This is a genomic window from Phaeodactylibacter sp. (assembly GCF_022763345.1).
Taxonomy (GTDB): Bacteria; Bacteroidota; Bacteroidia; order Chitinophagales; family Saprospiraceae; genus Phaeodactylibacter.
In genome coordinates this window covers 25,139-51,087 of the sequence record NZ_JALEGS010000046.1, presented here as the reverse complement: position 1 = coordinate 51,087, position 25,949 = coordinate 25,139, and the positions used below count along the sequence as shown (strand labels likewise).

Annotated in this window: 26 protein-coding genes and 2 tRNA genes; 18 read left to right on the top strand and 10 right to left on the bottom strand. The window is 50.8% G+C overall.

The features are described from left to right. The first annotated feature begins 134 nt into the window (after window positions 1–134). The gene (locus MRY86_RS12030) at window positions 135–653 is read left to right on the top strand and encodes a hypothetical protein (protein WP_293571515.1); all 519 of its coding nucleotides are present in this window, start codon (window positions 135–137) and stop codon (window positions 651–653) included. On the opposite strand, the gene MRY86_RS12025 is transcribed toward MRY86_RS12030, so the two are convergent. Next, entirely contained in the window at window positions 638–1,300 is a 663-nt protein-coding gene (locus MRY86_RS12025) for a Uma2 family endonuclease (protein ID WP_293563093.1), read from the bottom strand. The genes MRY86_RS12030 and MRY86_RS12025 overlap by 16 nt on opposite strands. A gap of 164 nt (window positions 1,301–1,464) precedes the next feature. Here MRY86_RS12025 and MRY86_RS12020 point away from each other — a divergent pair, with 164 nt between their 5' ends. From MRY86_RS12020 to MRY86_RS12005, 4 genes are all read left to right on the top strand, one after another. After that, the gene (locus MRY86_RS12020; protein ID WP_293563094.1) at window positions 1,465–2,811 is read left to right on the top strand and encodes a Gfo/Idh/MocA family oxidoreductase; all 1,347 of its coding nucleotides are present in this window, start codon (window positions 1,465–1,467) and stop codon (window positions 2,809–2,811) included. 57 nt (window positions 2,812–2,868) lie between these two features. Continuing rightward, window positions 2,869–3,618, top strand: coding sequence for a DUF1080 domain-containing protein (locus MRY86_RS12015; RefSeq protein WP_293571514.1), 750 nt, complete (start codon window positions 2,869–2,871; stop codon window positions 3,616–3,618). Then, window positions 3,615–4,202: a DUF1080 domain-containing protein gene (locus MRY86_RS12010; protein WP_293570477.1), complete on the top strand. Its 588-nt coding sequence runs from the start codon at window positions 3,615–3,617 to the stop codon at window positions 4,200–4,202. Before MRY86_RS12015 ends, MRY86_RS12010 begins: the two co-directional genes overlap by 4 nt. A gap of 497 nt (window positions 4,203–4,699) precedes the next feature. Continuing rightward, window positions 4,700–5,416, top strand: a complete 717-nt coding sequence (locus MRY86_RS12005) for a DUF6733 family protein (RefSeq protein ID WP_293570476.1) — start codon at window positions 4,700–4,702, stop codon at window positions 5,414–5,416. Between the two features lie 56 nt (window positions 5,417–5,472). Here MRY86_RS12005 and MRY86_RS12000 read toward each other — a convergent pair whose 3' ends face one another. The 4 genes from MRY86_RS12000 to yihA are packed head-to-tail and all read right to left on the bottom strand — an operon-like array spanning window position 5,473 to window position 9,191. Continuing rightward, window positions 5,473–6,015 carry a 3'-5' exonuclease gene (locus tag MRY86_RS12000; protein WP_044226084.1) on the bottom strand — a complete coding sequence of 181 codons (543 nt, stop codon included), beginning with the start codon at window positions 6,013–6,015 and terminating at the stop codon, window positions 5,473–5,475. Beyond that, window positions 6,012–6,833, bottom strand: coding sequence for an ion transporter (locus tag MRY86_RS11995; protein WP_293570475.1), 822 nt, complete (start codon window positions 6,831–6,833; stop codon window positions 6,012–6,014). The genes MRY86_RS12000 and MRY86_RS11995 overlap by 4 nt, the downstream gene beginning before the upstream one ends. Before the next feature lie 5 nt (window positions 6,834–6,838). After that, a complete protein-coding gene (locus MRY86_RS11990; protein ID WP_293570474.1) occupies window positions 6,839–8,545 on the bottom strand; it encodes a 1-acyl-sn-glycerol-3-phosphate acyltransferase in 1,707 nt (568 codons plus the stop codon). A 28-nt stretch (window positions 8,546–8,573) separates the two neighbouring features. Further along, window positions 8,574–9,191: a ribosome biogenesis GTP-binding protein YihA/YsxC gene (gene yihA, locus MRY86_RS11985; RefSeq protein ID WP_293571512.1), complete on the bottom strand. Its 618-nt coding sequence runs from the start codon at window positions 9,189–9,191 to the stop codon at window positions 8,574–8,576. Window positions 9,192–9,484: 293 nt separating this feature from the next. On the opposite strand from yihA, the gene MRY86_RS11980 reads away from it, so the two are divergent. The 9 genes from MRY86_RS11980 to MRY86_RS11940 all read left to right on the top strand — a co-directional run bounded on the left by MRY86_RS11980 (window position 9,485) and on the right by MRY86_RS11940 (window position 17,632). Further along, the gene (locus MRY86_RS11980) at window positions 9,485–10,129 is read left to right on the top strand and encodes a porin family protein (protein WP_293570472.1); all 645 of its coding nucleotides are present in this window, start codon (window positions 9,485–9,487) and stop codon (window positions 10,127–10,129) included. A gap of 99 nt (window positions 10,130–10,228) precedes the next feature. Continuing rightward, on the top strand, window positions 10,229–10,744 hold the full coding sequence (locus tag MRY86_RS11975) for an RNA polymerase sigma factor (protein WP_293570471.1): 516 nt from the start codon (window positions 10,229–10,231) through the stop codon (window positions 10,742–10,744). Window positions 10,745–10,747: 3 nt separating this feature from the next. Then, on the top strand, window positions 10,748–11,455 hold the full coding sequence (locus MRY86_RS11970) for a hypothetical protein (RefSeq protein WP_293570470.1): 708 nt from the start codon (window positions 10,748–10,750) through the stop codon (window positions 11,453–11,455). Window positions 11,456–11,488: 33 nt separating this feature from the next. Continuing rightward, on the top strand, window positions 11,489–12,496 hold the full coding sequence (locus MRY86_RS11965; RefSeq protein WP_293571510.1) for a hypothetical protein: 1,008 nt from the start codon (window positions 11,489–11,491) through the stop codon (window positions 12,494–12,496). Between the two features lie 270 nt (window positions 12,497–12,766). Continuing rightward, window positions 12,767–14,029 (top strand): FAD/NAD(P)-binding oxidoreductase, encoded by a 1,263-nt coding sequence (locus MRY86_RS11960; RefSeq protein WP_293568349.1) that lies wholly within the window; start codon window positions 12,767–12,769, stop codon window positions 14,027–14,029. A gap of 121 nt (window positions 14,030–14,150) precedes the next feature. Then, a complete protein-coding gene (locus MRY86_RS11955) occupies window positions 14,151–15,029 on the top strand; it encodes a methyltransferase domain-containing protein (protein WP_293568347.1) in 879 nt (292 codons plus the stop codon). A 41-nt stretch (window positions 15,030–15,070) separates the two neighbouring features. Then, window positions 15,071–16,264 (top strand): murein transglycosylase A, encoded by a 1,194-nt coding sequence (gene mltA / locus MRY86_RS11950; protein WP_293571509.1) that lies wholly within the window; start codon window positions 15,071–15,073, stop codon window positions 16,262–16,264. Between the two features lie 731 nt (window positions 16,265–16,995). Continuing rightward, window positions 16,996–17,187 (top strand): hypothetical protein, encoded by a 192-nt coding sequence (locus MRY86_RS11945; protein ID WP_293563287.1) that lies wholly within the window; start codon window positions 16,996–16,998, stop codon window positions 17,185–17,187. Window positions 17,188–17,416: 229 nt separating this feature from the next. Continuing rightward, on the top strand, window positions 17,417–17,632 hold the full coding sequence (locus tag MRY86_RS11940) for a PspC family transcriptional regulator (protein ID WP_293563288.1): 216 nt from the start codon (window positions 17,417–17,419) through the stop codon (window positions 17,630–17,632). 3 nt (window positions 17,633–17,635) lie between these two features. On the opposite strand, the gene MRY86_RS11935 is transcribed toward MRY86_RS11940, so the two are convergent. Both MRY86_RS11935 and MRY86_RS11930 read right to left on the bottom strand, forming a co-directional pair. Continuing rightward, complete coding sequence (locus tag MRY86_RS11935; protein ID WP_363325364.1) at window positions 17,636–18,286, bottom strand: DUF4159 domain-containing protein; 651 nt, start codon at window positions 18,284–18,286, stop codon at window positions 17,636–17,638. 18 nt (window positions 18,287–18,304) lie between these two features. Beyond that, window positions 18,305–19,009, bottom strand: coding sequence for a 16S rRNA (uracil(1498)-N(3))-methyltransferase (locus MRY86_RS11930; protein ID WP_293563290.1), 705 nt, complete (start codon window positions 19,007–19,009; stop codon window positions 18,305–18,307). A gap of 153 nt (window positions 19,010–19,162) precedes the next feature. Between MRY86_RS11930 and rseP the strand changes: the two genes are divergently transcribed. From rseP to pgm, 4 genes are all read left to right on the top strand, one after another. After that, entirely contained in the window at window positions 19,163–20,503 is a 1,341-nt protein-coding gene (gene rseP, locus MRY86_RS11925; protein ID WP_293563291.1) for an RIP metalloprotease RseP, read from the top strand. A gap of 145 nt (window positions 20,504–20,648) precedes the next feature. Then, a tRNA-Leu gene (locus MRY86_RS11920) sits at window positions 20,649–20,732 on the top strand. Between the two features lie 148 nt (window positions 20,733–20,880). After that, window positions 20,881–20,962 (top strand) — tRNA-Leu (locus MRY86_RS11915). Between the two features lie 104 nt (window positions 20,963–21,066). Next, entirely contained in the window at window positions 21,067–22,707 is a 1,641-nt protein-coding gene (gene pgm, locus MRY86_RS11910) for a phosphoglucomutase (alpha-D-glucose-1,6-bisphosphate-dependent) (RefSeq protein ID WP_293563292.1), read from the top strand. Window positions 22,708–22,771: 64 nt separating this feature from the next. On the opposite strand, the gene MRY86_RS11905 is transcribed toward pgm, so the two are convergent. The 3 genes from MRY86_RS11905 to MRY86_RS11895 all read right to left on the bottom strand — a co-directional run bounded on the left by MRY86_RS11905 (window position 22,772) and on the right by MRY86_RS11895 (window position 25,809). Continuing rightward, complete coding sequence (locus MRY86_RS11905; RefSeq protein WP_293571507.1) at window positions 22,772–22,942, bottom strand: YqaE/Pmp3 family membrane protein; 171 nt, start codon at window positions 22,940–22,942, stop codon at window positions 22,772–22,774. Window positions 22,943–22,964: 22 nt separating this feature from the next. Then, on the bottom strand, window positions 22,965–23,531 hold the full coding sequence (locus MRY86_RS11900; RefSeq protein WP_293571505.1) for a hypothetical protein: 567 nt from the start codon (window positions 23,529–23,531) through the stop codon (window positions 22,965–22,967). A gap of 112 nt (window positions 23,532–23,643) precedes the next feature. Beyond that, entirely contained in the window at window positions 23,644–25,809 is a 2,166-nt protein-coding gene (locus MRY86_RS11895; protein ID WP_293571503.1) for a hypothetical protein, read from the bottom strand. Window positions 25,810–25,949 lie beyond the last annotated feature (140 nt).

Genomic DNA, 25,949 nt, shown 5'->3' with positions numbered 1-25,949 from the left:
AGGAATAGATCTCTAATGTACGGACTTGTTATCAAAGGCTGGAACTGGCTTAAGGAATATTTCATTTGATGTTTACTCAATCCGGCAACAAATGCACCCTTCTGCTTGGGGGAATTTTTTATAATGGAGCAAAAATGAGGCATTTCATTGTTGTTCTGGCACTCTTCAGCGGCTATCCCCTATTGGCACAGGATGCTCCGGATAATAAATCAAGGGTGCAAACCCTGGATCAGGCGATTGCTACGCTTTACGATGTCATTTCTGGGGACGCCGGGGTAGAAAGAGACTGGGACTTATTCCGCTATCTTTTCATTCCGGAAGCACAGCTTATACCCAGCGGAAAGGACAAGTCCGGCAAAACGGGTTACCGGGTAATGACACCGGAGGACTACGTCAATACTTCAGGAAAATGGCTGGAGGAAAACGGATTCCACGAAAAAGAAATACATCGGGTCACCGAAACCTATGGCACGGTCACACATGTATTCAGCACCTATGAGTCTTACCGTTCAAAAGCGGACAAGGAACCCTTTGCCCGTGGCATTAACAGTATTCAATTGCTTTACGATGAGGAGCGCTGGTGGATTGTTAGTGTATACTGGATGGGAGAAACAAAGGAGCAGCCGATACCCGAGCGTTACTTGCCAGACTGATCTTCTGGTTTTTCAAAGTCAACGCCGGCATACAAATCTCCGATTTTAATGGGCTTCCCATTGATTTCGAAATGCTCTTCTCTTTCCGTGTAGACCGTTTCCAGCCACTGATTATCCCCCTGCCGCTGCATGTGGTGTACTTTAACGGTAGCCCCGTCAACGTAAAGAATGTGCTCAATGCCTTCAATCTGCTTGTAACAAGGCAGCTTCTCTCCCAGGTCGCGCACCCGGGTGGAAGGCGAGAGTACTTCAAAAACTACGATGGGCGTCAAATCTGCCCGCATGCCTTTTTGATATTCATAAAAGCGGGCCGGCAGCTGAATGACGGAGCCATCCGGATTGAAAATGGCATTGCCGCAGGTTGGGATACAGACCGGGCGGTTGCTATTGCCAATCCTATATGCTTTAAAGTCAAAGAATATTTGCTGCAAATAGAAATTAAGCCGCGATGCAATCGCAGCGTGATCTTCAGATTCATAACTCATAGACGCGATGATTTCTCCACGGTAGTAGTCTGCCCGGTACTCTGCTTCCTGTGCGACTGACCAATACTCTGCTTCCGATGCCGGATAGCGGAGCGGCAACGGTTCATCGGTTTTAGAAAGCTCTTCATTGGTCAGTGGCATAGCAGCAATTACAGTTGACATAAACTAACAGTTGGTATCACAACAAGATAATACAATTTGTGAAGAAATGCGCACCTTTTTCCAATCCTAACAGCATAAACACGGCTTCATTGTAGGAGTTCCTTTCGCCTTTTCCTAATTTAAAGCGCTAAATTCATCAAACCACAAAACGAAACTTCCATCTTATGGGCCAAAACCGCAGATCATTCATCAAAAAAGCAGGCTTAGCAGGCGCTGCGCTGGCTGGTGCCGCCAGGTCGGTGGCACAGGAAGCCCCTGTACCTTATGAAATTTTAAACCCCAAACCACGCCCTGCACCAGGACAGACGCTGAATATCGCTGTGATCGGGGCCGGGGGTATGGGCACTGTGGATGTCAATACCGCACTGGAGCACGAGGGCATACGCATCGTTGCCGCCTGTGACCTATACGACGGGCGGCTTGAAGCGGCTAAAGAAAAATGGGGAAAAGATCTTTTCCTGACCAAAAACTACAAGGACATTCTGAAAAGAAAGGATGTGGACATGGTCATCATCGGCACGCCCGACCACTGGCATAAAGCCATTAGCATTGATGCGATGAAAGCGGGCAAGCACGTCTACTGTGAAAAACCGATGGTGCACAGCGTTGGGGAAGGCCAGGAGCTGATCGATGCCTGGAAAGCCTCTGGCACCGTCTTTATGGTGGGCAGTCAGGGCCTGTCCTCTCTGGGCAATGAAAAAGCCAAAGCGCTGCTGGAAGCCGGGGTAATCGGAGATATCAACTACGCCGAAGGTTTCTGGGCCCGCCACTCCCCTGCCGGTGCCTGGCAATACCCGGTGCCTGGGGATGCCAGCGAAAAAACGGTGGACTGGGCCACGTACATTTCCAATACCACGAAGCGTGACTTTGACCCGCTGCGCTTTTTCCGCTGGCGCAACTACCGGGATTATGGCACGGGCATGTCGGGCGACCTGTTTGTACACCTGTTTTCCAGCCTCCATTTCATTACCAGCTCCCTTGGCCCGGAGCGCATCGCGGCCATGGGTGGACTGCGTTACTGGAAGGACGGCCGGGAAGTGCCGGATGTCCTGCTGGGCATGTTCAATTATCCTGACAGCGAAACGCACCCGGGCTTCAACCTGTCCCTGCGCTGTAATTTCGTGGATGGCACAAGCGGCTCCACCTATCTCAAAATCAATGGCAGCAAAGGCTCCATGAATATCGGCTGGAACGATGTCACCGTAGAGCGCAACCGTGCTGTTCACAGTGACGACCCCTTCCTGGATGCCAAAGAGAAAGAAACAGGTACCCGCAGCGACCGCAAACAAATCCTGCCCCCCCAAAAGATGGTCTACGAGGTGGAAAAAGGCTATAAAGGCGCCCACTATGACCACTTTGGCAACCTATTCCGCGCCATACGCGAAGGGGGGCAGGTAGTGGAAGACCCCATCTTCGGCTTCCGGGCCTGCGCACCGGCACTTTTGTGCAACGATAGCTACTTTGAAAACCGGTTTATTGACTGGGACCCGGTGAATATGAAAGTGGTTTAAGGTCAAAACCTCCGAGCCAGTCCCTATCAAAACGACTCATCAACTAAAATCAACTGCATGAAAAACCTATTATTCTTCGCCTTAGCGCTGCTCATTGTGGGATGCGGAGGCGCTGCTGCAGAGCAGGAACAAGCCTCAGCTGCAACTCCGGAGCCCAAAGCGCCCGCCACCGACAACACCCTGACCGAAGCTGAAAAAACAGAAGGCTGGATGCTCCTTTTTGATGGCCAATCCACGGAGGGCTGGCGGGGCTACAATCAGGACAGCCTTCCGGGCACCTGGTCTGTCAGTGAGGGGACACTGCTCACTTCGGGCCACGGCGGCGATATCGTATATGCCAAACAGCCCTTCGAAAATTTTGACTTATACCTGGAATGGAAGATTGAAGAGGCAGGCAATAGTGGTATATTTTACCATGTACTGGAAGGCGAACAATACCACGCCCTTTACGAGAATGCTCCGGAATACCAACTTTTGGATGATATTGGCTTCCCGGCTGAGCTATTGCCCAACCAATATACCGGCGCTGACTACGGTATGTACGTACCAGCGGAGGACCGGCCCGTCAAAGCAGCCGGGGAGTGGAACAGCAGCCGCATACAGTTTACCCCGAAAAAAGTAACCTACTGGCTCAACGGATCGGAAATGCTCAGTTTTGAGCCCTGGTCAGCTGACTGGCAAATGCGCAAGGAGGTCGGCAAGTGGAAAGACTACCCTGACTATGGCATTGCCAAATCCGGTCTGATCGGCCTGCAGGACCACGGCAGCAAAATCTGGTTTAAGAACATCAAAATCCGTCCTTTATGAAACGATTCCTTGGATTGATCCTGATGGGGCTCTCGCTCAGCCTTAGCGCACAGCAACAGCTTTTTAACGGAAAAGACCTTACCGGCTGGGAAGCCTACGGTACCGAAAAATGGTACGTCGAGGAGGGCCTCCTGATTTCAGAAAGTGGCCCGGATGAACAATACGGCTACCTTTGCACTACTGAATTCTATGACGACTTTGTGCTCACCCTAGAATTCCTGCAGGAGGCGAATGGCAACAGCGGCGTTTTTTTCCGCTCTACGGTAGATGGCACCAAAGTGCAGGGCTGGCAGGTGGAAGTCGCCCCGCCCAATAAGCATACCGGTGGCATTTATGAGTCCTACGGCAGAGGCTGGCTGATCAAGCCTGATGCCCAGAGAGAAGCGGCACTAAAGGCTGATGCCTGGAATACTATGAAAATCAAAGCCAAGGGAGACCGGATAACCACCTGGCTCAACGGTAAGCGTATGGTCAAGATAAAAGACGAAAAAATCGGAGCAGGCCAAGGCGGCATTTGCCTTCAAATCCACGATGGTGGCGGCATCCGGGTCAAATGGAAAAACCTGGAGCTTAAACCATTGTAATTCCAGCTCCAATTCTGATAGCATATAACTCTAATAGCCTTGCCTCTGATCGGGCAAGGCTATTCATTTTTGAGCATGCCAGAGTTAAACCTGATAGCAATACAATTACTTCCAAAAGCAATAAAATCACTTTAGACATAACATCAAAAATACTTTTATTAATTGATTTACAGATTTTTAAACTCAAATTCATTTTTTTGGCATAACACAGCATAAAAAATCAGAGTAGTATTAATCCCTTTCTGCCCCTACTTTTGACACCATCCAAATGCAAACGGATGCCTCTTTCCAGATAGACCAAGCCTAACCAGACTATCCTCTGGCATAAAATCCATGTACCGGGGATATCAAGACACTTTTACTCCTAATTTATAACGCTTTGCGCCCGACGTAAGGTCAGCCATTGTATTGTGCTGGCTCACAGAAGGCACTTAGCATCGGTTGCTGCGCAGGCAGTGGCCTGAATACTTATTTTACAACCAACAAATCTCACTAAAATGAAGCATGTTAACCGACTCAAGCGTTTGGCACTTGCCACAATTTGCTGCCTGGCACTGGTCTTCTCAGCTCAGGCTCAGGAAGAAGACAAGTTCAGTATGAACGTCACCCTGAATTCCGATCAGTTCTTTGGATTTTACCCCTTCTTCTCCGGGGGGTACAGCGTTAGCGACAAATTAGACTTCACCTTTTATGGAATCCTTTGGTCTGGCGGCACCGGTGGAGGCTGGGGCAACTGGACAGAGTTTGGCATGGGGGTAAGCTTTGAGGCGTCTGAGTCAATCAGCATAACCCCTCAGATCGGCTTTCTGGGAGGCAATCTGCTCTCCAGCGCTACGGCCGGACCCGGAATTATGGGTGATGGCATCGTGCCTAACCTTACCGTTGGGCTAAGCACGGAGCGCCTGGAGGGCGAGTTCTACCTGGGTTACTACGCACCGTTAAGAGAGGAAGGTTCCACACTGGCCTACACCCACTACTGGCTGAACGCAGGCTACAAAGCACTGGATTTCCTATCTTTTGGTGCGCACTGGGAGCACCTCATCCTATCTGGTGGATCTGATGTGGACGAATCGTCCGATGTTTATCAGTGGGTAGGGCCCTATCTGCAATTCTCCAACCCTAACGGCAGCACCTGGGCACGCTTTGCTTTCGGTAGCGATGTGCTGGAAGGAAATGACTCTTTCTACAAGCTCACGGTAGGTATGGGTTTCTAAACGGAACGAACTAACGAAAGAATTACCGGCAATGCAACTGCGCATTGCCGGTTCTTTTAATACTGCCATTCATCAAGATACTTGATGAACAACTTGGCCAGGTTTTCGGCATCATCAATCGCGCGATGGTGAGTGCCGGTGAATTCAAACCCTTCTTTTTCCACGGCAGCGCGCAGACCACGCGGCCGGCGCAGCCCACGCATTCTGGCATATTCCTTTTTCACATTCAGGTGGTGCTCTGCCCACTCCCACTCCATTCCGTGCAGCTCGCAATCCTGAATCAGCATTTTGCGGTCAAAGGCACCCCACGAACAAAGCAGATAATCCTCATCAAAAATCTCCGCCCAATCCTGAAAGTGTTCAATAACTTCGGGGAATTCGTTAGACCGGTCTACGTATTCCTGCTCAATAGAGGTCAGGTCGCGGCAAAAAAGAGACAAATTGGGGTTGAGTACCGGACGGATGAACTTATTGAAAGAGCCCGTAACCTCTCCGTAACCATTGATTGAAATCGCACCAATCTCAATGATTTCCTGAGTTTTATTGGGCGGCCGCCCTTCCCAGCAGGTAGCTTCCAGATCGTAAACGATGAAGTTCATGGGTTTTCTTTTTGTTCGTTACGCAGCAGCAGGGCTTTAAGTTCCCTGATTTCGTTATGCAGATCATCGACCTTACGCTCCAGGGCATCATTATTATCCATGGTCATTTCGTCGACAAACACGGCATTGGCCAGCGACATACCAAAAACGCCGCCCAGCAATACCACCAGCACGAAGTAAAGCCGGGTTAGACCAATGAGGACGCTTGTATTAAAAATCCCAGCCTGCGCTTGCTGCTCGGTTAAACTTTGGGCAATCGTGGCGGGAATCTCGTTCCACCCTTCCACGGTAAACATCTGGAAAATAGAATAAGATGCAATCAGGGGGTCGCCAAAGTACTGCGGAGCAATATCTGCAAAGAAGTGGCAGGTAAATATGGCCAGTAGCAAATTCAGGAAAAATAACGCCAAAAGCACAAATAGAGAAGCCTGCAGCGCCCGCCCCAGACCAGTGATTACTTTGCTCAAATGTGGCACAAAACGGATGAACCGGATCAGGCGGATCAGGCGAAATAACCGTAGGATGATCAACAGGGAAGTATCGGGCACAGGTATGACCTGTACCAGCAGAGATGGCAGGCTGCCCAGCACGATGATCAGGTCAAAACGGTTCCATGGATCAGCAAAATAACGGCGAGGCTTAAGCGTGTACAGTTTAACAGCGGCCTCCAGCAGAAAAAACAAAATAAAGACATGGTCTATGAGCTCCAGCCACTCATTGTGCCGCCAGCCCGGAAAGTACAGCATAAAGATGAGCACTGCATTGACTAGGATTGCAGCCATCATATTGCGTTCCGAAAGAAAAAACCGTTTGATCATAGAGGTTAAACCATTTCAAGGTCAAATTGCTTCCACTGCACCTTTTCTTCCAGCCCGTAGCCGGTGAGGCGGTTGTGATAAAAATACAATACCTTGAAGCTTTCACTAATGATTTGCCGCTTTTTATTAAAGCGCAATGGTTTGGCTATGTGGTAGGTCCCCAGTCGGCTGATCCCATCTTCTATGAGCTGATCAACGTCATACATCACCTGTTCTGACAATTTCACCTCCCCGGCCCCTGCCATATCAATGAGGCGTTGCCGCAGCTGCCCGACCACTTCCCGCATGGTCGCCCTCGGAAAGACATAATCATCTGCCGGTAAGCGCAAAATGCCGTAGAGATCGAGGCGGCTGTTTTTGTTTTTCACAATCTGGAAAGCAGCAAAGGCCACCAGGTGGCTCGTCAACACAATATTGTCCTTGAAGTAGCGCTCCACAATGCGCTCCCCCAGCCGCTTGGTGTACTCTGATTCCCGCTGCAGGTTCTTAGTGACCTTCCCGGCAGTATAAAAGTATTCCTCCAGGTTGATTGCATTACCGTACTGATCGAAGCTGCGGCCATCGGCATCCACGTAGTTGCCCAGCACGTCCATAGGCTGCCCGAAGGACAGGGTTATATCATTTTCCTGGGAAAAGAACTGCCAAATGAATTTGGTCAGTTTTCGGAAGCTGTAAAACTCGTCCCGGCTTTGCATGTAGCGCTCTTTGCCCATCCGCTTAAGGTGCTGATCAATCAGGAACTGCCCCTCCAACACAAAGTGATAGCCCAGAATAAGCGGACAGATAAAAACCTTCTCCTCCCGGCCTTCCTCGTAGATGGCCCGTTGAGCTTCCACCGCAGTGCTCATCAGGCCCAGCTTCAGTTTAGTCTCCAGGGCACCGGAACGTGAGCGTGTGCCTCCCGGGAAGAAAAGACTGTTGACCCCGCGCTGAATGGAAAGTTTGGACATGCCTTTGAGTACTTCCAGATAGATCGGGTTTTTCTTACGCCGGTCCACACGGTAAGCACCGAGGCGGTTCATAAAGTAAGCCGTATAACCAGTATTATAAAGGTTGAGTCCTGCTCCATAGGAAAAGGAGGGCAGCCCTACAAAGGAGTCCAGTGCATACCCAATCAGTATAGAATCCAGGTTGCTGAAATGAGTGGGGACGATCACTACCGTACCTTTTTTCATCAGCGCCCGTATGGTCTCTACATGCCCTCTGACCAAAAGCCGGTCCTGAAGCCGGTGCTTGCTGCCCCAAAACCGCCGCCAGTTACGGCTCGCGGCAGTGTTGAGCAAACGAGTGAAAAACAAGGTCAAAAAGCGGCGGGCAAAGAGGAAAGTGCCTTTTTGGAAAGTACCCACGATTTCTTCGGAATACCGATGAACGATTTTCCGGAGCAGCTCTTCATTGGTCCGGCGCGCTTCTTCCTCGCTGCGGTCCAGCGACTGCCCCATCAGCTGCTTACGAATTTTACGCCAAAATTGACGTTCGTTCGGCGGGTCCACTTTCCAGGGCTCCTCCTTCATACGGATACGCTCCAGGTAAATGGTCTTGGACAGGATATCTGTAAGCTGCGGAGTAGGCTGCTGCATAAAGCGGTCAGTGATAAACTGATCGATGTCCGCAATAAAATTACGACGGTCCTGGCTCAGTTTATAGATCGGCCAGTCTTCGATCTCAGGGATCACATGCTCATAACCGGCTTGTTGTTCTTTCTTCTTCATTGGCTTCTACGTTCGGGCGCCCCGGTTTCTACAGGTCCTCATGGTGTTCAAAATACTGCTGATTGACCTGATCAATATAGGCCAGCAGTTCCTCCCGGCCAAGGCCGGTATTGGAAGAGGTGATAAATTCAGGAGGCAGGGTTTCCCAGTGCTGCAGGATGGCCTTTCTGATTTGCGCCAGGTTGTCCTCCAGTTCCTGTGGTTTAAGGCGGTCAGCTTTAGTGTAAACGATGGCAAAAGGTATCTGCTCCTCCCCCAGCTCGTTCAGAAAATCAAGATCGATTTCCTGAGGGGGCACATTGCTGTCAATGAGCACGAAGGCCGATTGCAGGGTATACCGGGTTTTGAGGTACGTCCGGATCATCCGCTGCCATTCCTGCCGCTTTTTTTTGGAAATCTTGGCGTAGCCGTATCCCGGCAAATCCACCAGGTACCATTCCCCGTTGATTAGAAAGTAATTGAGGAGCTGGGTTTTTCCGGGTGTACGGGAAATACGGGCAATACTCTTGCGTTTGCATAGCATATTGACCAGGGAGGATTTGCCTACATTTGAGCGGCCGATAAAAGCGTACTCCGGCTTACCATCGCGAGGGCATTGTGATTCTTTCGCATAGCTTCCGGCAAATGCGGTTTGTTTGATTTCCATAGGCAAGATCTGATTTCGTCTAAGATGGCAATTATAGCCTAAATTTGTGGTTAATAAAAATACGATCGCAACCCCAAAGCGCCCGCTCCGTTTACTTTTGGGGACAAATGGCCCCATTCGCCTGCTTTGACCACCGATGGCGTACCTTTGATCGAAAAAAATGCCCGGTGATCAAAAAAGGCTTAATTGGCTCTGCAGCCTTCACGAAAATCCCTTTTCAGGGCCGGGCAAGGGGCTAAAATCCCGGATATTTAGCTTAGAAAAAAGTTGAAAACCTATTAAAACACATGCATATGAAACTCCCGACTCTAATCACCCTGCTGTTGCTGTGCAGCCTAACCTTATCTGCTCAGGTCCGCCTGGGCATCCGCGCCGGGCTGGTCAACCTGAATGTCCCTTCGAGCCCCAACAATATCCCCGGAGGAGGTAGCTCCCCGGAGCTGAACCTCGATGTAGACGAGGCGCAATTTGGCATTCAGGGAGGGTTCGTACTGCAAATCCCACTTGGTGAGAAATGGATCGTCCAACCCGAAGTCATTTTCAATTCCAACCGGGTAGATTATGAAGTGGAAGAACTCAGGAGTTCCGGAGCGGTCAGTAAAGTCCTCTCCGAAAAATATCAATACCTGGACATCCCACTCCTGCTCCACTACCGAATTGGTGCACTGCGGCTCTGTGGCGGGCCATTGGGGCACGTCTACATCAACAGCACCTCTGATTTACTGGCCTATGAAAACTATGAGCAGCGTTTTGAAGACCTGACCTACGGTTATCAGATTGGGGCGGGGCTGGATATTTGGAACATCATGCTCGATGTGCGCTACCAGGGCAACTTCACCAGGTTTGGCGACCATATGTATTTCAATGAGCAGCGTTATGATTTTGATCAGCGCCCCGAGCGGCTGATTTTCTCACTTGGCTTGCTGCTCGGCAAGTAATTTTTTTTCTTCTTATACAACCCACCCCCTGCCCGGAATGCTCCTTGTAACCGAATACTAAAGGAGAACTCCAGGCTCATGGTTTATGCGACAAAAAGTATGACGGAATCAGAACTTATTGAAGGCTGCCTGGCCCACGACCCCCTCGCGCAGCGCGAGCTGTACGAGCGGTACTGTAAAGCCATGTACACAGCAGCCTACCGGATTACCAACGACTTTGATTCCGCCAATGATGTTTTACAGGATGCCTTTATCAAGGTCTTTCGGGCACTGCCTAAGTTCAGGCGGGAATCCACGCTTGGGGCCTGGATCAAGACGATTGTCGTACGCACAGCACTGAGCCATATTAAGCGGCAGATCAAGTTCGAACCTCTGGAGCATAACACAAGAGAAGAAGCCATAGACTGGGGGCACCAACTCGATGTTGAATACCTTGAACGGGCTATTCAGGCCCTGCCCGAGGGCTACCGGGCGGTATTCGTCCTGGTAGAAATTGAAGGCTACCCGCACAAAGAGGTGGCAGAAATGCTGGGCGTTTCGGTTGGGACCTCCAAATCGCAGCTTTTCCATGCTAAAAAAAGGCTGCGCGAAACATTAGAACATTACAATTCCTAAACGATGACTGAGCAAAACCGCACGACTCTTAAGGATGCACTTTCCCGCATGCCGGTTTACGCTCCCCCGGCGAAATGTTGGCAGGAGATCGGCCGGGAATTAGATAAAGATGCCCGCGAAGACACACTTCATGCAGCCCTTAATGAGCTGCCTGATTATGCACCGCCATCTCAGAACTGGGCACGCATTGCAGAAACGCTTGAAGCGGATGCCGCTGAACAACGGCTGAAGGACGCCCTTTCAAAGCTCCCACAGTATGCGCCTCCGGCTGAAACCTGGACGGCTATCGAACAAGAGATCAGGCCGCCCGCCCGTAGGATCAAACTGATGGTAGTGGCCAGAGCTGCGGCTGCCATTGCATTGCTGGTTGGGCTCTGGTGGGCCTGGCCACAGCAAGAGGCAGCTCCGTTGCGAGCCACCTATTCTTACGATCAGCAAACTACGAATGCGCAGTTTGCCAGTATTGAAGACTGGGGGCAAGCGGATGCTTTGATGCAAAAAGCAGTGGATGAGTTCCGCGAAGACCCTGTGGCTAAACAACTGCCCGCCTATGAGCTGCTACTTTCAGAATGGGCAGACCTGAAGGGTGCACAAGAGGAAGTAGCCAAAATGATGGAGCGCTATGGAAAAGACACTCAGCTCATCCGGCAAATGAGCGAGATCGAAAAGGAACGCTCCAGTCTAATCCGGGAAATGATTGCTCAAATTTAATCACCACTGCCAATCAAAATAGCTGGACCAATCATGAAAAATTGGAACCCTTTATTTAGCGCAAGCCGGACTTTTCGGGCGCTGCAGGCTGGCAAACAAAGCCTAAGCTGGCTTTTCCCAAAGCTGCTTTGGATCGTGCTCACCGTTTACGGACTGGGCTTTTCCGATAACGGGCTAATGGCGCAAACCACCAATCTGCATGTCATTACTAAACGGCTGGAAAAAACCTTTAAATACAGGGAGACCTATGAGGTAAACATCGAAGGCGAAAAAGCTGATGTCTCCATTGAAACCTGGAATAAGGACGAAATTTCCCTGACGGTGGAGTTTATTGCCAAACACCCAGACAAAGCTACTGCGCAGTCCGATATCGAAGCGATCAAGTACATCGCAGAGCGCGTACGGAACAAAATCTACGTGCGCAACTATATTTCCGTGCCCGAAGGCGCCCCCAAGCCTGCATCAAACCTTTCGGCCCGCTATGTCGTAAAAGTGCCGGAAAACTGCCCGGTCTACCTGAAAAACTATTTTGGAACCGCCAATGTCATTAACCTCGCCAAACGGTTCCGCTATCAGGGCGAGTTCAGTCCGGTAGGCCTGGAAAATGTACAAGGCAGCATTGACCTCTCCTCCCGCTTTGGCGATGTTTCCGGCAAACGGCTGGATGGCAATGTGACCATCAACGCCCGGCGCTCGAATGTAACACTGGAGGAAATAAAAGGCAGGTACAGCATTGAAGCCAACTATGGAGACGTGCGCATCCTTTCGGCCTCAGCCGGGTTGTTGGACCTCAACATTACTGGCACAAAAAGCGATATTTTCCTTTTCGATCCCAGACTGCTGGACTACGGCTATACTCTTACGGCTCAGCACGGAAGTATTTACTTTCCCAGCAATCTAAAAATGGAATTCCTGAAGAATACCGATGAGATTAAGAAGGTAGAATTTCAGCCCCGGGCGGAGTATTATCCGAATGTCACAATCTCTGTTACCTTCGGGGACATTTACCTCGAAAAGGAAAATCCGGATCAGCGACAATGAAAACGTTAGGCTATTAAGCTGGAGTAGTAATAGAACTCGGTTTTTATTCGTGGCTGAATGTTTAATATTTATACAACTTGCACCGGGGCAAGCTGCCATCCCAGTAAGAAGCTTTAGCCAGAGTTCCTGGCAGACTTCCTAATATCAAGTCGTTGGATTGATATAATACAATTATCAGGATGACAATTATCACCTTGCTCTGTGACTTTGAACACAAAAGAAAAAAAGGATTGGCCGTTACTTTACCAAACATTATTAAAGCCAATTCACATGAAACATCAGATAGTGATTATTGGAGCAGGCACAGCTGGCATTACAGTTGCTGCTCAACTTCTGCTCAAAGACAAAAACCTGGATATTGCCATCATTGACCCGGCATCAAAGCACTATTATCAGCCCGCATGGACGCTGGTAGGGGCGGGTACCTTTAATTACAAAGATACAGAACGCAACATGGGTGACCTTATACCCAAAGGCGCGCAGTGGATTCAGGAATATGTGGCTTCCGTTAATCCGGACAGCAACGAGGTCGTACTCAGAGACGGCACCAAGGTCTTCTACGATTACCTGGTGGCCTGCCCAGGAGTTAAGTACGACTATTCGCAGATTGAAGGCCTGGAAGAAACCATGAATAAAAATCAGGTCTGCAGCAATTATGTGGATCCAGATTATACCTGGGAAGTACTGCAGGAATTCAAAGGCGGCAACGCTATTTTCACACAACCCGCAACGCCTATCAAATGCGGTGGCGCCCCTCAGAAGATTATGTATCTCGCTGATGACTATTGGCGCAAGCAGGGCGTACGTGAAAAGTCAGATATCCTGTTTATCACACCCGGCAGCGTGATCTTCGGTGTGGAACCTTTCAAGTCGACGTTGATGAAAGTCGTAGACCGCAAGGGGTTGCAACTGCGTTTCTTCCACCGGATTAAGAAGATTGACGGGGAGAACAAACGGGTGTACTTTGATATCGTAAAGGAATACGACAAGATTTCTGCAGTCTGCTACAACTATCGCGATACCGAAAAGGAAGAGATCGTGGAAGGCACCGCTATGATGGAATTTGATATGCTCCACCTTGCCCCGCCACAAGCTGCACCTGATTTTATTCAGGAGTCAAAACTAGCTGTTCAGGAAGGCCCCACCAAAGGCTGGATTGAAGTAGACATCAACACCCTCAAGCACAAGCGCTACCCAAATGTTTTTGCCCTGGGAGATGCCGCTGCCCTGCCTACAGCCAAAACCGGTGCCGCTGTGCGCAAGCAAGCTCCGGTTGTAGTGGAGAACCTCTTCCACGCTATCGCTAATGACGGCAAGCTCAACAACGACTATCAAGGCTACTCCTCCTGTCCGCTCGTGACCGGCTACGGCAAAATGGTACTCGCAGAGTTCAATTACGATGGAGAACGGGACAGTGACCCGATGCTGTCCAAGTTCTTCGATACCTCAAAGGAGCTCTACCCAATGTGGGTGCTCAAGAAGTACGGCCTGCCATTCATGTACTGGAACATGATGCTAAAGGGCAGGGCATAATACAAACTCATTGTTCTACTTATAGCAGCCCCATCAGCCGATTGGTTGGTGGGGCTGCGCTCTTTTCATTGCAGTCCTCAAAATTTCCCTATTTTGCCTGCAGAAACAGAACAAGGAGCTTATGCCCACCTCTCCCCTACAGACTTCTCATTTTCGAGATATCATTCGTTATTATGATGAAACTCGGTTTGACTATCAGGTGGCGTGGCTCAACGAAGACAATCAGGCCGTCCATTTCGGGTTTTATGACCGCAACCACCGTACACACGATCAGGCGCTGCTGAATACCAACCAAATCATGGCGGCACGAAGCAGGGTTGAGCCTGGTGAGCACGTGCTTGACGCCGGTTGCGGGAATGGCGGCAGCAGTTTGTGGCTGGCTGCTCAAAAATCTGTCCGTGTAACCGGTATTACGCCTGTTGCAACCCAGGTGGCCACCGCTGAAAAACAGGCTTCCGAACGCAAGCTCACCCACCTTTGCCGATTTTTTGAAGGCAACTACTGTCAGGTGCCTCTGGAAGACAGCAGCCTGGATGTCATCTGGGCCTGCGAAAGCCTTTGCCACGCCGAGGACAAAGCCGCCTTCTACCGGGAAGCCGCACGCCTGCTAAAACCCGGAGGCCGAATTGTTATTGCTGAGTACATCCGATACCTAAGGCCACTCCCTAGTGCACAGGAAACACTGCTGCTCGATTGGGTCAACCGCTGGGCCATCCCAGACCTGGATACTGCTGAGGAACACCGCGTCCATTTGGAAAATACCTCCTTCGAAAATATCCAAATAGAAGATTTCACCCGCTATGCATTCATCTCGCTCAAAAACCTCTACCTGATTTCGCGCCGCTGGCTTTGGGCCAATTACTTGCTCTATCCGCTTGGGGTCCGGACCCGCGCGCAGCACAACAATATCGTGGGCAGTGTACGGCAGTTTCAAGCGCTTCGGCGGGGGCTTTGGTACTACGGGCTGATCACTGCCCAAAAGCCCTTTGGAAGTCACTAAATTTTATAGTATAATTGTTGGTGGCATCAACCTATCTCCTCATGAAAATACGCACGGCTGTCATTTGCCTGGCGCTCACTGCTCTCAATGGCTGCGGGCCCACTCCGGAGTCGGGGCAACTACCGGTTGACATGCCTGATGCACGCCACAAGCCCAAAAAATTGAAACTTGACAGATATGGAAGGGTACAGGGCCAACCTAAGCAGCAGGATATTTACACTCCTACCCCTCTGGATTCGCTTACGTTGCCAATTATTGATGGTAAAGCGGTCGAAGCGTTGCAGCACAACCTTAAACTGCTGGACCTTGCCCGAAGCCGGAGCAATTACCAGGTAGGCAATCTAAGGATACGCCACGAAGCGCTCCGCGAAGTGACCGAAATGCTTGCCGCCTGGCAGCACGCACAGCCCTTTGGTATGGCCAAATACCTCGATGCACATCAGATTTGGGGACGGGACCAGCGTGGGAATGTGCAGTTCACAGGGTACTTTACCCCTGTTATCAAAGTATCCCGGGAACCATCAGGAGCTTTCAAATATCCGATTTACAGCCGCCCACTCGATTGGGAAGGACCATTGCCTACGCGTGCGCAGATCGAAGGGGACGGGGTACTTGACAGCATGGGCCTTGAGCTGGCCTACGCCTCGAATAAAGTGGACTTGTATTACATGCAGGTACAAGGCTCCGGTTATGTGGAATATCCAGATGGCTCCCGGGAACTCTTTTCCTACAACGGCAGCAACCGTCATCCTTATCTCAGTATTGAGAAATACATACAGGGCCGGGCTGACCTGGATATTGCCGACCTCTCCATTCGGGGTATCCGCAAATTTCTGCTCAAGAATCCTTCCCTGACTGATACCATTCTTTTCCAGAACCCTTCCTACACCTTCTTTATACGCCAGCAGTCCGAACCCTCTGGAGCAGGCAATGTGCCTTTGACTCCAGGATATTCTATCGCGGTAGACCGCAGGTATATTCCATTAGGCAGTTGCCTGCTCGCCGCCTTCCCCATCTTTGACAACCGCAAACAGCGGGTGGTCGGCCACGACTATCGCCTCCTTATTGCGCAGGATGTCGGCGGCGCTATCCGTGGGCCCGGGCACGTCGACTTCTACACTGGTATTGGAGATGCGGCTGAACGGGAAGCCAGCAACCTTAAATCCTACGGCAGACTGTGGCTTTTGCTGCCCCCCCAAAGCACGCCCAAGGCAGTAAGTACAAGTTTAAAATAAACACATAATATTTTTGGCATATATTTTGTAGCTCTGTAGATGAACACAATACAGAGAAACAAATGAAGATTTTTTTTAATAAAATACAGGCGGATTATACTTATATAGATAATTTTTATAATATTTGCATAGGCACAGTTGGAAAACTGTATGCCAACAATCATAATCATTCAGTAAACCAAGACAACCTATGCAGAACCCTTACAAACCGGGTGCAGACTGCCTGGGCAACTACTGCCCAAAAGGCTGCACCGTACCATCTCCTCCGTAAACAACACTCCTACGCTTGCAATTCGCAGGCCATCTACAACCACCGATTTCAAACACAGTATTGGCCAGGTACCGTAGCGTACCCTGCAGGCCCCGTACATTTTTTGGCTGATAGCCTGATCAACACCCGGTTATCATTGTGGCCGATGTATGCCTGTATTTTCGGCAAGTGTATCCGCTTGCCCTGCTACTCCTATGCCTGAATAGCTCGTGCCTGACCGCACGGCGCTAAGGGGGTGAGCTATGCCCGCTCCATAAGAACAGCCTCCGGTGCTACGGAAGCTGAAAGCCCTTGCTGTGCCTTGTCGAAACCTTTTGCCCGGTAAAGTGCCCCGCACTTGCCCCGGGCTCCCTATGCCGCGTCGGAGCGCTCAGCCGCCCCGCCGGGAAAGCCCCCCGTATTCCTAAACCGCAGCTTTCAGCCCCGCCAGTGCTGCCGCTGCAACAAACAACCAAACATCATGGCACGTAACAAATCAAACATCGAAACCATTATCATCGCATTGCTTCTCGTTTTTGGCACCGCCGGTGCGTTCTTTCTTTTTTCCGGCTCGGAAGGCAACATCCAAGAGCCTGGCCACTCGCTGGAAAATGGCGCTGCTGTTTATGAGCAGGTATCTATGAATGATGCGGTGACGGCTATCGCCGAATAAGTAAGGGCTACATCCGGCAAAACTGATTTTTTTGCCGGTCCTGTAATCCATTTGCCTATTTTATTGTTAGGGACTTGTTCCACAACAATAGCGGGTATGGCTATGCTTTTTGACCAGAATCCCGCCTGCCGGCAACGACTCGACCTGATCAGACGTTATACCGGATGACAGGTTGCGGTAGCCTGTCCGGCATTGCATGGAATTGAAGTGCCTGACCAAAAATTGGCTTATGCGATACGTAAAAGATTTACTGGAAAGATCGGCGTTTGGCGTATGCAGCTATCTCGGTGACAAAATGGGGATTGCTTCTGCCCGCGTGCGCATCAATTTTATCTACATTTCGTTTGTGGCCCTGGGGTCGCCGGTCATTATGTACATTTTCGTGGCCTTCTGGCTGAATGTTCGGAACTACATTCGGCGCAAACGGTCAATGATCTGGCAGTAAGGTTCACTGCTGAAAGGCGAATTGTATGATATTAGCCCCCATCTGAAGAGCCCGGCGGCGGATGGGCTCAGGGTCATTATGTACGTCCTCGTCTTCCCAGCCATCACCCAGGTCTGATTCGAAAGAGTACAGGCAAACCATCCGGCCTTCGTGGAACAATCCAAAGGCTTGAGCTGGCTTATCATCGTGCTTATGCACTTTGGGCAGCCCATTCTCAAACTCAAACTTCTGGCGGAAAACCTCGTGCTCGAAGGGCAGCTCCACGAATTCCTGCTCCGGGAATACCTTTTTCATCGCCACCCGAACGTAAGGGTCCATACCATAGTTGTCATCGATATGGAGAAAGCCTCCGCCCAACAGATAATTGCGCAGGTTTTCTGCTTCTGCATCTGAGAAAACCACATTTCCATGCCCGGTCATGTGCACAAAAGCAAAGTTGTACAGCTCCACGCTTCCCACTTCGACTTCCTCATATTCCGTATCGAAATCAGTGCCCAACTGTGCATTACAAAAAGCAGCTAGATTAGGCAGTGCAGTCGGGTTGGCATACCAGTCGCCCCCGCCATTGTATTTGAGCAGCCCCATCTTCAAAGTTCCTGCCCCTGGGTCAAAAGGTGAGGTAAAAGCCAGTAAAAAAACTGCAAAAAGCGCCATTCCGGTTTTCAACATGAGTTATGCGTTTAAAAGATGAATAGTATGGCAAGCCACGAGGGCTGCTGTTTCCGTCCGCAGCCGGCTTTCGCCTAAAGTGACAGGCGTAAATCCCGTTCTAACGGCTGCTTCAGCTTCCTGAGGGCTAAACCCGCCTTCCGGACCAATTAACAAACAAACGTCTTGCCCGGCCTTGTAGTTTTGTTTTAAGGCCCCCTTAACGCCTTCTCCTAAATAGGCGATGAAGCGCCCGGGTTCGCGGTCTGTGCTTTCCAGAAAATCTTCAAAACCAATCAGTGGGTTGAGCTGCGGCAAATAGGCCTTAACGGACTGCTTTGCAGCGGAGAGGACAATTTTTTCCAGCCGTTCCAGCTTCAGCACCCGGCGCTCGGAATGACTGCAAAGCAAGGGCGTGAAGGTATCCAATCCGATTTCAGTGGCTTTTTCGAGCAGCCACTCCATCCGGCTGATGTTTTTGGTCGGGGCAACTGCAAGATGTACCCGGTAAGGGCGTTTGCCATGGTTTTCCTTGTGAGATATGACCTTCAGCAGGCAAGTCTTTTTGCCCGCCTCAGTAATCTCCCCCTCGTACAGCCCACCGCGCCCATCTATGAAGTGGATACGGTCACCGACTTTATGGCGAAGCACCTGAATACAATGCCGGGCTTCACTTTCAGGAAGTGCCGCTACCTCCCCTCTCACCTGATCTGTAAAAAAAATATTCATTTCCTAACTTTGCTGTTCCGGTTCGTTTCGTCCTGAAATCCGCGGCGCTAATATAATATTTAACTACCTTTGCCCGCTCCTAAACAACATAACCGGAACGAAGCTGTTCTTTTGTTCGATAAACTAACCATCCTGCAAGGAAGAAAATAATATATGGATTATCTGATCATGGGCGGGCAGTTGATGCTTAGCCTTTCTATTTTGATTGTACTGCATGAGCTGGGTCACTTTTTACCTGCTCGACTGTTTGGAACCCGTGTGGAGAAATTCTACCTCTTTTTTGACCCCTGGTTCGAATTGTACAAGAAAAAAATTGGAGAAACCGAGTACGGGATCGGCTGGCTGCCCCTGGGCGGTTATGTCAAGATTTCCGGCATGATTGATGAGAGCTTTGATACCGAACAAATGAGCCAGGAGCCTCAGCCCTGGGAGTTCCGCTCCAAGCCGGCCTGGCAACGGCTCATTATTATGCTGGGTGGTGTGACGGTCAACTTTATTCTCGGCTTCCTGCTCTATGGTTTTGTGCTTTGGGTATACGGTCAGGAATACCTGCCCAACGAGAACCTCGAATACGGCATTCAGGTGGATTCCCTGGGGCAGGAAATGGGGCTGCGCGATGGAGACCACATTCTCAGTATAGCTGGTAAGCCCTACGAACAATTCAACGACCGTCTGGTGGTCCGGGAAATCATTATCAATAATGCAGACCAGATCACGGTGGAACGGGAAGGCCGGGAAGTGGAAGTTCCCATTGACCCCAAGTACGTTACGCTCCTCTCCAGCTACGAATACAAGAACAAGGCGCTCTTCTACCCCCGTATGCCCTTCAAAATTAAGGATATAATGGAAGATGGGCCCGCTGAAAAAGCAGGTATCAAACCCGAAGACCAGATTATTGGGCTGGACGGGCAGCCTACGCCCTGGTTTATCGACTTCGCGAGAGGTATCCGCGGCAAAGATGGCGTGGAGGTAGACCTTACGGTGCTTCGCAACGGATCGGACACCCTTCAGATGGCTCTGAAGACCACCAAAAACGGTATGATCGGCGTGGAAAGGATAACGGCAGGTGAGCTATTCGGCACTAAGCGCAAGGAATACAGTTTTGCGCAGGCTATGCCAGCCGGTGTGCAAAAGGGCTGGACCTTCCTGGGCGATCAGGTAAAAGCCTTTGGTCAGATGTTCCGCGGGCGCATCAAAGCCTCCGAAAGCCTTGGCGGATTCGGCACCATTGGCTCTATGTTTGGCAACGAATGGCTTTGGGAGCGTTTTTGGACGATGACGGCGGTGCTGTCCCTCATCCTGGCATTTATGAACCTCCTGCCTATCCCGGCACTGGATGGCGGGCACGTGATGTTCCTGCTTTACGAAATGGTCACGGGCCGCAAGCCGAGCGATAAGTTTTTGGAGCGGGCTACAATCGTCGGTTTCATCATCGTCATCGGGCTGGTGCTGTATGCCAACGGGTTGGATATTATCCGCAGTTTTTTTAGTTAGGAATCCACTGACTATCAGCCGTAAAGCAAATGGGGCGTTATTATTGGAACTTTTTTCGCTCCATTTGCTTTACAAATTGAAAATACCACTCTATATTTGCATCCGCAATTGAAGTATTGCAGCACCGATTGATCGGCAACCTTATGCCGACGTGGCGGAATTGGTAGACGCGCTGGATTCAAAATCCAGTTCTGGCAACAGAGTGCGGGTTCGATTCCCGCCGTCGGTACGAAGTATAGAAGGCGGGAAGAGAAGTTTATCCCGATGTTGCAGCTGTTGGAAGCGCAGTGACCTTACATACAGATGCACTAACGGGAATGACCGCCGTCGGTACGAAGTATAGAAGGCGGGAAGAGCAATTTACCCGCAAAAAACAAGCCCACGTGGCGGAATTGGTAGACGCGCATGATTCAGGTTCATGTGTCTAACGACGTGGAGGTTCGAGTCCTCTCGTGGGCACCCCGAAAGCCCGGTTGCAGTTGCAGCTGGGCTTTTTTTATAAACTACTTGCACACCCGCCCCCTGTCCCCTATTTTTAAGCCCAACCAAACCCAACCCAGCTCATGGCACTTCACCCTAATGCCGGTAAGCCGGCCACTACTGGCGAACTCGTTAATCTCCCCCGCCTGATCACCGCATACTTTACGGATAAGCCGGACCCGGCAGAACGTACGCAGCGGGTTTCTTTTGGCACTTCCGGCCACCGGGGCTCTTCCCTTACAGCTTCCTTCAACGAAGACCACATCCTGGCTACCACACAAGCCATCTGCCTTTACCGGCAAAAGGAGGGCATCACCGGACCGGTATTTATGGGCATGGATACGCATGCCCTCTCGGAGCCCGCACAGGCTACCGCGCTGGAGGTCCTGGCCGGCAACGAGGTGCCAACGATGATTGCCGCTAATAATGAATATGCCCCAACCCCTGCGGTCAGCCACGCCATTCTGACCTACAACGCCGGACGGACAAGCGGGCTGGCAGATGGGATCATCATTACGCCTTCGCACAACCCGCCTCAGGATGGAGGGTTCAAATACAACATGACCAATGGGGGGCCGGCAGAAGGCAGCGTCACCTCCTGGATTGAGGCTAAAGCCAATGAAATCCTCGAAAACGGGCTCAGGGAGGTCAGGCGAATGCCCCTGCAGAAAGCCCTGAAAGCCAATACCACGAAAACTTACGACTACCTTGATGCCTACACCGGCGACCTGGATCAGGTGATCGATCTGGAGGCCATACGGAGTGCAGGCCTGGAAATCGGCGTGGACCCTTTGGGCGGCGCTGGTGTACGCTATTGGGAACGCATTGCTGACCGTTACAATATCAATCTGAATATTGTAGATACACAGGTGGACCAGACGTTCCGGTTTATGTCGCTGGACTGGGATGGGAAGGTGCGCATGGACCCTTCCTCCGCTTACGCCATGCAGCGGCTGCTCGCGCTCAAAGACCGCTTTGCAGTAGCTGTAGCCTGTGATACCGATTACGACCGGCATGGAATTGTGACCCGCAGCCAGGGGTTGATGCAGCCGAATCACTACCTTGCTGTGGCCATAGATTTTCTCTTTCAAAACCGACCGGGCTGGTCAGCAGATACAGGTATTGGCAAAACGCTGGTGAGCAGCCAAATGATAGACCGGGTGGCGAAGAAACTCGGCCGTAAGCTGGTGGAGGTCCCGGTAGGCTTCAAATGGTTTGTAGACGGATTGTTTGAAGGCAGCCTGGGCTTTGGTGGAGAGGAAAGCGCCGGTGCCTCCTTCCTGGACCGAAACGGCAAGGTATGGTCCACCGACAAAGATGGCATCATTGCTGCGCTGCTGGCTGGTGAGATCACAGCTACGACTGGCAGGGATCCGGGTGAAATTTACAACGAATTCACAGCGGCCTTCGGTTCGCCGGTGTACGCCCGTATTGATGCGCCCGCAACGCCTGATCAAAAAGACAAGCTAAAAAAGCTATCTGCCGATCAGATCACTTCTTCCACTTTGGCCGGTGAGCCTATTGAGGCCATTCTGACGGAAGCACCAGGCAATGGGGCTGCCATCGGCGGGCTAAAAGTAGCTACTGAGAACGGCTGGTTTGCCGCCCGCCCTTCCGGCACTGAAAATATCTACAAGATTTATGCGGAAAGCTTCAAAGGCGAGGGCCACCTGAAGCAGCTGCAGGAGGAAGCACAAAGCGTGGTAAATGGCGTCATTAGCTAAAAAAAACCGCCAGCCTTGTTTCCAAAGCTGGCGGTAGTACAATATGTTCATGGACTATTTCTTCTCAAAGAATGACCCACAGCGCGTAAATGAGCCCCGGAAGGTAAAACAAGAGCGTCAGGACCAGGCTAATCCAAAATTCTGAAGTCAGCCCGGTATGGAGCCCTACGCCAAGTGGGGGAAAAATAATGGCCAAAATGACCAGAAGTAGTTTATTGCCAGAGACAGTAGACATAATGGTTGTAGTTTTTAGGGGTTTACAATATTTCTGTAGCCTTGCTTAGCTTATCAGAAATTTCAGACTTACTGGAGATATAGGTATACTGATTGTTAAAGTCACCCCTTGGTTTCTCACCAATGATGTAGTGCTTCACATCAAGGTCTGGCGCATTCAGCACAATCTGGTCGGAAACACGCATGGTTTGCTGCTGCAGGTCTTGTCCGGTATTTTCCAGCTCAGAAACAACGAACAACCGGTTCTTGGAGGCATAGACGCCCTCGATTTCAATTTCATGACTGGTTTCCGCTACCTGGGCTTCTACCATAATGGTCCGTTCTTCTTTTTCCTCATTTGGCATATCGACATCCACTACGGGGACTTCGACCTGCTCTTCTTCCATAACCACCACCACCTTAGGCACTTCGATCGTGCGAGTAGTGGTATTCACATCAACATCTGCCCAGTCTACGTCGTATTCAGGCATTTCACCTTCCTCAACGTCTACATCTACCTCAGGCATTTCGCCTTCCTGAGTTTGGTCCACATCGCAACTGATGAGACTGATCAGTGCCAGGCTAAAAAGAATTTTAATTGTCGTTTTCATAATGGTTTTTGTTTTCGGTCATTGCCAAAAATGGCTTCATCCTTTCAACCTGCTGAATCTCTACATGTTCGAAAGCAGGCATCGGATGAAGCCAACCATTCTCAATTTTGTGCTATTGGGGCGCTATGGCAAAAGCATTGTTCACGGAGCGCCAAAAGAAATTGCCGGCGTGGGTGCCATCGGTATGCAGTCCCACTACAGTTAAGCTTTCCGAAAAAGCAGCTTTGTCTCCACAACCAGCCAGTAATGCCGCAACCGAAAAGGAAGCCCGGTAAATGCCATCTGACCCCAGGGTATAAGGCGCTTTGCTGCCTGTGACGACTCCTCTGGCATCTCCCAGATTGAAGTGGTTGACCAGGCTGTTTCGCCGCCCACGTTCTAAATTGAAGTTAAAGAGCCCGAAACCCTGAGGATGGCGGGCCCTAAAGGAAAGCCCTACCTGCTGGCTCAAAGAATCATAAGCTAAAAAGCCACAATTGGTCATCGCATCAGCGTCACCATCAAGTGACACGCCCATAATGCCCAGGCTTGGCCCCTGATTGTCCACTCGCATTCTGAACTGGAAAACAGCATTGCCTCCGACCTGCCGAATGTAGGCTTCCGGTGCAGCCATAGTGGAGTTTGGATTCTCAGGGTCGGGCACCCGGAAAAAGTCAGCGTTGACATTAGCCAAATTGCCATTTTGATCCAGGAAGCGGACCCGGAATTCGTAGAGCCCTTCCGCCAGGAGTTCGGTATTGACCCGGCCAATAGCCACCCGGTCGTAGCGGGTCCACCGGGCAGTTGGGTCTGAAGAAGCCGGCTGCCCGTCAATTCCAGGCAACTGCGGATCAAGTGGTGGAATGCGATAGGCTGCTTTCCCGTTGACCGTCATAGGGCCAAGGTCGTAATCCTCATATCTGAAATCCAGCCCATCCTGCAAAACGTAGCGGCGTTTGAGCGAACCACTGTCCAGAACTTTCCAGTCTGAACTATTGGAGCCAAGGATAGCGTCATGTGTCCGGCGGTACTGCACCTGGAAGTAATGAATATTGCTGGCCGGAAGCCCGTCACCAAACTGTGCATAGAGACCAAAATCGCCAGTGAACGGGCGCACGTACTGATGCTCCAGGCTAGGGCTGTAATGCTTCAGCTCCTTTGTCGCATAATTGGTAAGCCCAACGGTCCGGAAATTACTGTCCCCGGGCAAAGCAATGGTATTAGTAAATCTTTGGTCAATGTGCAAAGGAGAAACATGCGTACCAATACTCCGAATGGCCACTGAGGTCCCTTCCAGAATCCCTCCACATACCGGCGGAATGCGGCTATCTGCAAGCTGAATATTAATGTCTTCTCCGCACTCGTAGTCCCAGTACGTAGCACAGGGTACGCGAGGGCGGTGCACCGTGGCGTTTCCACCATCCAAAGGATATTCCACCCACACATAGACATCCGGCTGATCGCTCTGATGCCAGATGCAGGCTTCAAACCGCCCGTTCTGATCGGTTTCCACAACCGCTACTTCATCGCAGCGGTACAGCCAGGGCCAGAGGTAGGGAAAATTGCAGAAGTATGGAAAAAATCGGGTAAAATGATCTGCCAGGATATTCCGGAACTGCACTCCGTCCACCCGCTGAATTTGCTGATGCAGTAGCTGAAGCTGAGCGGTGCTTTCCAGGGTTGCTTGTGGCTCCCGGTTCACAGAAATGTTTGAACTGGCATTTTGCAACAGCTCCAGCCCGATTTCAGGCCGGAATGGCGGTGGGTCAGGCAGTGGCCGGGGCGGCTCCGGAATGGGGATAGGAATGCGCTCGAGCAAATCGCCCCGCAGCTGTTCCAGTAAATCAGAGTCGATCCGGTCAATCCACCATCGGATACGGTCTACTTCGCAAATGTGCACGATGGCATTACAGACCGGGTAGGTTTCCAGCTGCCCTTCTACAGATGCCCGGTTGGTGATACGGCCCCGAATACAGCAACGGCGCCACCACCAAATTTCGCGGATTCGGTCGGGAATGCGCTCAAAAATCAGCCCTCCCTCCTCATTAAAGCGTAGCCGGGGCTCAAAAGCCAGCCGCCGTTCCAACTGTTCTACACTGAGGGACGTCAGCTCGACACCTGCTTCGGGCTCGGGAAGAATAAAAATACGAGATTGCCGAAGCGCCCTGGTTTCTACATCAAAATATACGGTGTTGCCGTCTTTAAAAGCTCCTTTGCAGAGCAGGCGGCCATCCTTTCGGAAAGCCAACGCCACCAATGGCTGCCTGTCTTCCGGTTGTTTTTCAAGGTGCTTTGCCATGATTCTGGTTTTTTGGGAAATTGATTAATGGGATTTTCACCCATTGATCAATCCGAAAACCCAAATGTTACAGCAGGCACCACTTTTTAATTCAATTACAAGAGGCTTGCCCCCTGTTTCGGTGACAAGCCTCTTGTAGC

What these genes read in the sequence shown, in the direction of transcription:
- MRY86_RS11900 (WP_293571505.1), bottom strand. Translation starts at nt 23,531, where the DNA reads ATGAAAACGACAATTAAAATTCTTTTTAGCCTGGCACTGATCAGTCTC.
- mltA (WP_293571509.1), top strand. Translation starts at nt 15,071, where the DNA reads ATGAAAATACGCACGGCTGTCATTTGCCTGGCGCTCACTGCTCTCAAT.
- MRY86_RS11905 (WP_293571507.1), bottom strand. Translation starts at nt 22,942, where the DNA reads ATGTCTACTGTCTCTGGCAATAAACTACTTCTGGTCATTTTGGCCATT.
- MRY86_RS12025 (WP_293563093.1), bottom strand. Translation starts at nt 1,300, where the DNA reads ATGTCAACTGTAATTGCTGCTATGCCACTGACCAATGAAGAGCTTTCT.
- MRY86_RS11935 (WP_363325364.1), bottom strand. Translation starts at nt 18,286, where the DNA reads ATGGCGCTTTTTGCAGTTTTTTTACTGGCTTTTACCTCACCTTTTGAC.
- MRY86_RS11955 (WP_293568347.1), top strand. Translation starts at nt 14,151, where the DNA reads ATGCCCACCTCTCCCCTACAGACTTCTCATTTTCGAGATATCATTCGT.
- MRY86_RS11895 (WP_293571503.1), bottom strand. Translation starts at nt 25,809, where the DNA reads ATGGCAAAGCACCTTGAAAAACAACCGGAAGACAGGCAGCCATTGGTG.
- pgm (WP_293563292.1), top strand. Translation starts at nt 21,067, where the DNA reads ATGGCACTTCACCCTAATGCCGGTAAGCCGGCCACTACTGGCGAACTC.
- yihA (WP_293571512.1), bottom strand. Translation starts at nt 9,191, where the DNA reads ATGGAAATCAAACAAACCGCATTTGCCGGAAGCTATGCGAAAGAATCA.
- MRY86_RS12030 (WP_293571515.1), top strand. Translation starts at nt 135, where the DNA reads ATGAGGCATTTCATTGTTGTTCTGGCACTCTTCAGCGGCTATCCCCTA.
- MRY86_RS11995 (WP_293570475.1), bottom strand. Translation starts at nt 6,833, where the DNA reads ATGATCAAACGGTTTTTTCTTTCGGAACGCAATATGATGGCTGCAATC.
- MRY86_RS12000 (WP_044226084.1), bottom strand. Translation starts at nt 6,015, where the DNA reads ATGAACTTCATCGTTTACGATCTGGAAGCTACCTGCTGGGAAGGGCGG.
- MRY86_RS11980 (WP_293570472.1), top strand. Translation starts at nt 9,485, where the DNA reads ATGAAACTCCCGACTCTAATCACCCTGCTGTTGCTGTGCAGCCTAACC.
- MRY86_RS11940 (WP_293563288.1), top strand. Translation starts at nt 17,417, where the DNA reads ATGCGATACGTAAAAGATTTACTGGAAAGATCGGCGTTTGGCGTATGC.
- MRY86_RS11975 (WP_293570471.1), top strand. Translation starts at nt 10,229, where the DNA reads ATGACGGAATCAGAACTTATTGAAGGCTGCCTGGCCCACGACCCCCTC.
- MRY86_RS11960 (WP_293568349.1), top strand. Translation starts at nt 12,767, where the DNA reads ATGAAACATCAGATAGTGATTATTGGAGCAGGCACAGCTGGCATTACA.
- MRY86_RS11945 (WP_293563287.1), top strand. Translation starts at nt 16,996, where the DNA reads ATGGCACGTAACAAATCAAACATCGAAACCATTATCATCGCATTGCTT.
- MRY86_RS11990 (WP_293570474.1), bottom strand. Translation starts at nt 8,545, where the DNA reads ATGAAGAAGAAAGAACAACAAGCCGGTTATGAGCATGTGATCCCTGAG.
- rseP (WP_293563291.1), top strand. Translation starts at nt 19,163, where the DNA reads ATGGATTATCTGATCATGGGCGGGCAGTTGATGCTTAGCCTTTCTATT.
- MRY86_RS12010 (WP_293570477.1), top strand. Translation starts at nt 3,615, where the DNA reads ATGAAACGATTCCTTGGATTGATCCTGATGGGGCTCTCGCTCAGCCTT.
- MRY86_RS12005 (WP_293570476.1), top strand. Translation starts at nt 4,700, where the DNA reads ATGAAGCATGTTAACCGACTCAAGCGTTTGGCACTTGCCACAATTTGC.
- MRY86_RS12020 (WP_293563094.1), top strand. Translation starts at nt 1,465, where the DNA reads ATGGGCCAAAACCGCAGATCATTCATCAAAAAAGCAGGCTTAGCAGGC.
- MRY86_RS11930 (WP_293563290.1), bottom strand. Translation starts at nt 19,009, where the DNA reads ATGAATATTTTTTTTACAGATCAGGTGAGAGGGGAGGTAGCGGCACTT.
- MRY86_RS12015 (WP_293571514.1), top strand. Translation starts at nt 2,869, where the DNA reads ATGAAAAACCTATTATTCTTCGCCTTAGCGCTGCTCATTGTGGGATGC.
- MRY86_RS11970 (WP_293570470.1), top strand. Translation starts at nt 10,748, where the DNA reads ATGACTGAGCAAAACCGCACGACTCTTAAGGATGCACTTTCCCGCATG.
- MRY86_RS11965 (WP_293571510.1), top strand. Translation starts at nt 11,489, where the DNA reads ATGAAAAATTGGAACCCTTTATTTAGCGCAAGCCGGACTTTTCGGGCG.